Source organism: Rahnella woolbedingensis, from assembly GCF_003602095.1.
Taxonomy (GTDB): Bacteria; Pseudomonadota; Gammaproteobacteria; order Enterobacterales; family Enterobacteriaceae; genus Rahnella; species Rahnella woolbedingensis.
Genome location: NZ_RAHH01000037.1, coordinates 40065 through 46325 on the forward strand (window position 1 = coordinate 40065; position 6261 = coordinate 46325).

At 48.5% G+C, this 6261-nt stretch carries 6 protein-coding genes; 4 read left to right on the forward strand and 2 right to left on the reverse strand.

Annotated features, from left to right (window positions below; translation table 11 throughout):
- Positions 1-64: 64 nt before the first annotated feature.
- On the forward strand, positions 65-649 hold the full coding sequence (locus D6C13_RS22685; protein WP_120134936.1) for a nuclear transport factor 2 family protein: 585 nt from the start codon (positions 65-67) through the stop codon (positions 647-649).
- 71 nt (positions 650-720) lie between these two features.
- Here the strand turns inward: D6C13_RS22685 and D6C13_RS22690 are convergent, their stop codons facing one another.
- A complete protein-coding gene (locus tag D6C13_RS22690) occupies positions 721-2115 on the reverse strand; it encodes a M24 family metallopeptidase (protein ID WP_120134937.1) in 1395 nt (464 codons plus the stop codon).
- 29 nt (positions 2116-2144) lie between these two features.
- Positions 2145-2567 (reverse strand): GFA family protein, encoded by a 423-nt coding sequence (locus D6C13_RS22695; protein ID WP_120134938.1) that lies wholly within the window; start codon positions 2565-2567, stop codon positions 2145-2147.
- Positions 2568-2832: 265 nt separating this feature from the next.
- Between D6C13_RS22695 and phoC the strand changes: the two genes are divergently transcribed.
- The 3 genes from phoC to D6C13_RS22710 all read left to right on the forward strand — a co-directional run bounded on the left by phoC (position 2833) and on the right by D6C13_RS22710 (position 6063).
- The gene (phoC, locus tag D6C13_RS22700) at positions 2833-3570 is read left to right on the forward strand and encodes an acid phosphatase PhoC (protein WP_112286645.1); all 738 of its coding nucleotides are present in this window, start codon (positions 2833-2835) and stop codon (positions 3568-3570) included.
- 761 nt (positions 3571-4331) lie between these two features.
- Positions 4332-4601 carry a hypothetical protein gene (locus D6C13_RS22705; protein WP_120134939.1) on the forward strand — a complete coding sequence of 90 codons (270 nt, stop codon included), beginning with the start codon at positions 4332-4334 and terminating at the stop codon, positions 4599-4601.
- A gap of 163 nt (positions 4602-4764) precedes the next feature.
- Positions 4765-6063, forward strand: a complete 1299-nt coding sequence (locus D6C13_RS22710; RefSeq protein ID WP_120134940.1) for a hypothetical protein — start codon at positions 4765-4767, stop codon at positions 6061-6063.
- Positions 6064-6261 lie beyond the last annotated feature (198 nt).

Genomic DNA, 6261 nt, shown 5'->3' on the forward strand with positions numbered 1-6261 from the left:
ATATATTTGAGTTTAACGCTATTCTTGTCCAAACTGAACACATCAACATAAAAGGAACCCAACAATGCAAACTCAACAACTGCAAGACCGTCAGGCTTTGAACGACCTTATGAACGGCTGGATGCACCGTGATCTGGGCGAATGGGAGCAACTGCGTAACCTGTTCCATCCGGACGGCACCATTGAAATCACCTGGTATGAGGGGCTGGCGAGCGGTTTTGTCGATGGTTCCATGCGCATGGGCGCTTCTGATTTGCGCACGAAACATATGATTGGCGCACCCGTCGTGACCTTTAACGACCGTGGTGACAAAGCGATTCTTGAAACCAATGCGATGATCATCGCTGAAAATGTAAAACTCAATATCGGCTGTGAATGCCACAACCGTTTTTACGATCTGGCCGAAAAAAGAGACGGCCAGTGGAAGCTTTTCCATCGTCAGAGCGTCTACGATATGGGCACGTTCACCTTCCCGCTGGGGCCGGTTGAAATTGATTCAACAGTTGCTGCCAAATACCCACGTGAATATGCCGCGCTGGCTTATCTGCTGGAACAAAGCGGTTTCCCGCTCAGCCGCGTATTTGCCACCCGTGGCAGCGAACTGGAAGCGAAAATGAAAGTGGATGCTAAAAAGTGGTTAGCGGTCTGACAGTTTGAGCGTGAGGCGGGTTTGTGCCGGATAACGTCATGTTGAGGGGAGGCCATTGCCTCCCCTTTCTTTCAGGCCTTCACCAGCGCACGTGTTTTATCGAGTAAAAACGGACGCAGATAACCCACGGTATTTGAAAGCACAATCACATCGTCAGAAAGGCGGATTTTCAGAAATTCAGCCAGATATTTCTTGCGCGCAACCATCCTTTGCCACACCTGCGGATACTGACTTTCCAGCTCACTGCGTAACGCCTCATCCGCCAGCGCCACCGTATCTTCTACGCTGCTGCCACCGTAACCGGGCAACGAAGGAATAATATCTATCTGCAACAGCATTCCGCTCGCCAGCCGAACGGGAGAATCCGGATAAACCGGTGAGCACAGCCATTCCTCATCGGCCACCAGATGCCCCGGATTGAGATGCCAGTTCCAGGTTTTCTGCTCCAGCGTTTCTTGCACTAAGCGGTATAAATCGCCGCCGCGCATGCCGATATGCAGGTTTTCCAGCCATGTGACGACGGTATGATAATAAGGGATCGCCAGACGCGGCAGCCAGTCCGCGACGCCGGTCGGCAATTCCTCCTCACTGGCAACCACATACGCGGCGCGGCTGGATAATCCCCCTTTATAGCCGACGGTCAGTGAAAATTTATCCCCGTGGCGGATGATTTTGTCCGAGGGATAAAGGTTCGCGTGAGCAAACCTGTCGCCGGTCGCGGCAATCATAATTACATTGCTCTGCTGACCGTCACCCGCCAGTAAATGACCGATTTCCTTCTCAGATTTTCCCGGCGCTATCGCGTCCAGTGCGCCCAACAGACCGGACGATGCCAGATTTGCGCCGTACTCATAAAACGCCACTTCATTGGCATTATTAATGCAGCGCGAGCCCTGTTCCGGCGCGATAAACAGACCGGTGGCATTTACCACGTTTTCGTTTCCACCGGCTGCGCTGCGCACGGCATCCAGAATAAAAGCCGGAACATCAAAGCTGTATTTATCGGTTTCAGGATCAATGCGGAACAACTTCCAGCCTGCGACGCCGGTGGTCTGCGCGGCGTTCACCCCCGCCGCTGCCAGCAGCTCTTGCAGCGGCTGATGGTGTTTCATCGGCTGATTGGGCAGGGAAAACACCGGCGCGTGCAGACAGGTTCCGCCATTGCGGGCATAGGGCACCAGCTTCAGGTTTTCGTTGCCCATAATGTAGGTCAGTTCGCCGCTCCGGTTGACTACCAGCAGAGCTTCTTCAAAACGCGGGATAAAACCCGAAAGATATTCGAAATTACCGCCGTGTTCTTTATCGGCATAAATCACCAGCGACGATAAACCCTCGCGCTCCATGGCGCTCAGAATAGTGTTCAGGCGGGATTTCATGGTTTCGTCGGACAGCACCGGCGTGGGCACATGCCGGTAAATGGCCGGTGCCGGGACAGAGGTCAGTACGTAGGTCGTTTCAGAATTCATTGCGTTTCCTTATGCGTCAGAAATCATTATCAGGCTTTGGGTTTGTCAGGAAGGGGTTCATAACACACATATCCCGCCACGCCGCCCTTCCCGCCGTCTTTTGGATGGTTGATACCATCGCTGACCGGTACGGGTGAGAAATCGAAGGGTGAGACGCCTTCGATACAGGCGACATTGACGCCGTAAAATTGGGGATTCGAGCGGCGCTGATGAAAGGTGTAAATGCCGCAAACGGAACAGAAGAAATGTGCGGCCTCGCCGCTGTTAAAGCGATATTCCGTCAGCTTATCTTTGCCCTGAGTGATTTCAATTTCACCCGCGGTGGCGACTACTGCGCCGCGCATACGGCAAAATGAGCAATTGCAGCGCAGTACGCCGTTAAATCCGTCGGTCAGTGCGACCTTAAACGCGACGGCGCCACAATGGCATTGAGCGGATAATTTTTCTGGCATGGCAATCTCCCTTTATCAGATGAACGGAAGGATGAACGGAAGGATGAATGGAGAAAATGTTGTACCAAATTTCCTCACGTATTACAGCATTCCGTCACAAAGCCCGTTTTTTAACCGTAAAGCCTTCATGTTTGCTATCAATTTCCCATTTTGAGATCTGATACCAACTTTCTGTCACATATTTTGTTTTACTACCAAACGTTTGGAAATGTTACGAAAGTGATTTCGTAATGAAAATAAAATAGCTGCACGTAAGGAAGCTGACATGAAAAGATTAACCACTTTTTGCCTCGCGGGACTTGTTTCATTTAATGCGTTTGCCCTGACCGGCAACGATGCCACCACCAAACCGGATCTCTACTATTTAAAGAATGATCAGGCCATCAACAGCCTGACCTTGCTGCCGCCGCCCCCGGCTGTAGGCAGCATTGCCTTCCTCAATGACCAGGCCATGTACGAACAGGGTCGTCTGTTGCGTTCAACCGAACGCGGCAAACAGGCTGCTGAAGATGCGAACCTGAGCGGAGGCGGCGTGGCCAATGCTTTCTCCGGTGCATTTGGGTCACCGATCACCGCTAAAGACACCCCGGAACTGCACAAACTGCTGACCAACATGATTGAAGATGCCGGAGATCTGGCCACTCGCGGCGCGAAAGAGAAATACATGCGCATCCGCCCGTTTGCTTTCTACGGCGTTCCGACCTGTAACACCACCGAGCAGGATAAGCTTTCGAAGAACGGATCTTATCCTTCCGGTCATACCTCTATTGGCTGGGCGACGGCGTTAGTGCTGACTGAAATTAACCCGCAGCGTCAGGATCAGATCCTTCAGCGCGGTTATGATTTAGGCCAGAGCCGAGTGATTTGCGGATACCACTGGCAGAGTGACGTGGATGCTGCCCGTATCGTCGGTTCTGCGGTTGTCGCAACGCTGCACACCAACGACGCTTTCCAGCAGCAACTGAAAAAAGCCAAAGAAGAGTTCGCTAAACAACACAAATAAACACCCTGTGGCGGCGCCGGAAGTCCCTGCGCCGCAAACCAAGCATTAGTAATGTTAATGCATTGATTTTCACTTCCCTCCAGAATCTGTTGAAAAGCCACTATGGTTTATTGCTTAAATATCAATGCGTAATTGCCGACGCCCTGAAGTCTGCGTTTTGACTCCCCTTCAAAAACGTATACCGCTGAACGTGCATAGTTGTAATTCATGATTTGAATAGTGATTTTCGTTAACATTTAGTGATTAATTCTGAAGTGATGCAGTTTTGTCGCGTAATGGTTTTTGTAATTGAATTTATTTAGCACTCAATACTTTATTAAAACTTAACCTTGCTTAAAGCGAAGCTGCAAACCATATTTAAGAACATTCTTAATTTGCGCAGCCGGAAATATGAGTACCTACGGCGCGCCTGAAACAATCAGTGTAGAAAATATTAACTTATAAATCAGAGTAGAACTTTTTTATATTCTGCGGCCAGACTCTTGCCATTATAATTAATGGCCATGCTCTTTGCGCCATTCTTTGCACCAAAAAAACCAGATGAAATTTTGTGAAAGACATTTTTTGCGATGGATTTAAATATCATTCATTGCAGTCTGTTTTTAATTTGGGTTCTCTCCTGAAGAGATATTCCTGTAATAATTAATTTATTAGCTCAATGTTTTTTAAAATATGGAGCCAGAAACCATTTAAAATCTGGGGCGCACTCCGAAAAGCCATATGAGTAGGAACATTATTAATTAATCATTCGAGGTATTGTTATGTCAAATCATGAACTGCTGGTTGGCGGCTGGACACCTTACCACTCCCTTACTGAAAAGGACTCGCTGGTATTTAAAGAAGCACTGGCGGGCCATGTAGGCGTTCACTACGTTCCGCAGGCGGTGTCCACGCAAGTGGTAGCGGGAACCAACTATCGTTATAAATGCGCCGCATCGATCCCCCCTTCTGATGCCGTCTGGGAAGCTGTTATTGATATTTTTCAGCCCTTGAAAGGGAAGCCTTATATTACTGGCATCATCAGAATATAAAGTATTTCGTATTTTAATATCGGGAAATACAACCGTTGCAAATTTAACGTGGTCAGGATTACATCTCTAAATAACCGGAGGTGAAATTTCTAACAAAGTAGCTTACTGATGTGTACGCTTTTAAATTGAATCTACATTACACTATCTTATGAAGGATATCGAAATGGCGAGTACAGATTTAATTACCTATCTCAATTACATGTCTACCTGGGATACAGAAAGTGATGCAAACATTGACCAACTTATTACTGAACAAACTTTGTTTATTGGTCTGCAAGATTTTGAATCAGACTCTGTGGTTGATTCAGAATTCAATACCCTGAATGATTTAGCCTGCGAGGTCCGGGATCTGACGATTGCAGCCGATGCGATACAGATGGCCGCAGATGCTGCGGCGGTGGCCTCAATCTGGTCTTTCGGGCTGGGTATGGCGGCCTTCGTTGCGCTGGAAGCGGCGGAGCAAATTGATAAAGCGGTGATTTCATCGAAATCCGGCAAGCTCAATGAAAAGCTCACCTCTGCGGACAGCGATATCTCATCACAAATTAGTCCTAACGTAGCCAGTTACGTCAGTAAATATAAAGAAAACAATAATTTAATTATTTCTAAAGCCCCTAAAGGGCTGGATACAACGACGTGTCGCTCGAACCTGATGCAATTTATGGCGGAGATACAGCGCAAAAGCGGCAAGCTGGATGCAGCAACATTCAGACAGTATGCTGAGTCGGCACGCATTGTTTATAACAGCGACGAAATTAATAAAGTTTATGATGCTCTGGACCAGCTGAACTTCAGTGCCAAATCAGACGCTGATGTTAAAAAGTTCATGGATGTTCTTGTCGGCCTGCAACTTCCTTCACAGGCTAAATTCGGCCTGACGCTGGTCACCAGCATGTCGATTGCGATTATGTTCTATAAGCTCAAAATCGCGAATACCGCCATCAAAGCGCAGGCAGAAGCAGCGGGCATCCCGGTGGAAGAAGTGAATACCAGTGCCTTTGAAGCGATGGATGCTGTCGGTAAATTCGCGGCTGTCGTGACCGTGGTCATGTCCGTCGTGGATGTTGTGTTAAATATCATCGACATCGTGGATGTGGTAGCCCAGTGCAAGAAGATGTGCGATCAGCTCAACGGCCCCATCAAGGCAAGTTACAAAACGTACTTTAATGGCATTAAAACGGCTGCGCAGCAGTATCGGGAAGCTATCGGCGCCCCGACACCGCCACCGCAACCTCCGGTCACCGGGAACAGTGCCGGAAAGGATATCGACCAGATGCATGCTCAGATCGCGCAATATGGTTCGATTACCCAGTTTGGTGTCCGTATCTCAACCATTTCAGGGACTGCCAATACGCCGTCACAAAGCACAGGTCTGGCCTCGAAAACAGATCACGGTTTTGGCGGGTATAACGGAACCTGGCAGGTGGGAAACTGGGGCGATACGTTAAGATTCACTCAGTAACCGGTCATCAGTGATTTGTAAAAAAGTAAAAACAAAAAAAACCGGCCTGATAAGCCGGTTTTATTATAAAGCGCAGAAAAAAAATCAGGCCGCTTTCACTGCACGTGTCTTTTTAGGGGCGTTGTTGAATAAATCGGATTTAGATAAAAGCTCCCCTCGTCGCTGACTCCCTCAGGCAATCCGTACACTTTCTGGCAT

Bases quoted from the DNA above. Each gene is read 5' to 3' on its own strand.
- D6C13_RS22705 (WP_120134939.1), top strand. From the start codon at position 4,332: ATGTCAAATCATGAACTGCTGGTTGGCGGCTGGACACCTTACCACTCC.
- D6C13_RS22685 (WP_120134936.1), top strand. From the start codon at position 65: ATGCAAACTCAACAACTGCAAGACCGTCAGGCTTTGAACGACCTTATG.
- D6C13_RS22690 (WP_120134937.1), bottom strand. From the start codon at position 2,115: ATGAATTCTGAAACGACCTACGTACTGACCTCTGTCCCGGCACCGGCC.
- D6C13_RS22710 (WP_120134940.1), top strand. From the start codon at position 4,765: ATGGCGAGTACAGATTTAATTACCTATCTCAATTACATGTCTACCTGG.
- D6C13_RS22695 (WP_120134938.1), bottom strand. From the start codon at position 2,567: ATGCCAGAAAAATTATCCGCTCAATGCCATTGTGGCGCCGTCGCGTTT.
- phoC (WP_112286645.1), top strand. From the start codon at position 2,833: ATGAAAAGATTAACCACTTTTTGCCTCGCGGGACTTGTTTCATTTAAT.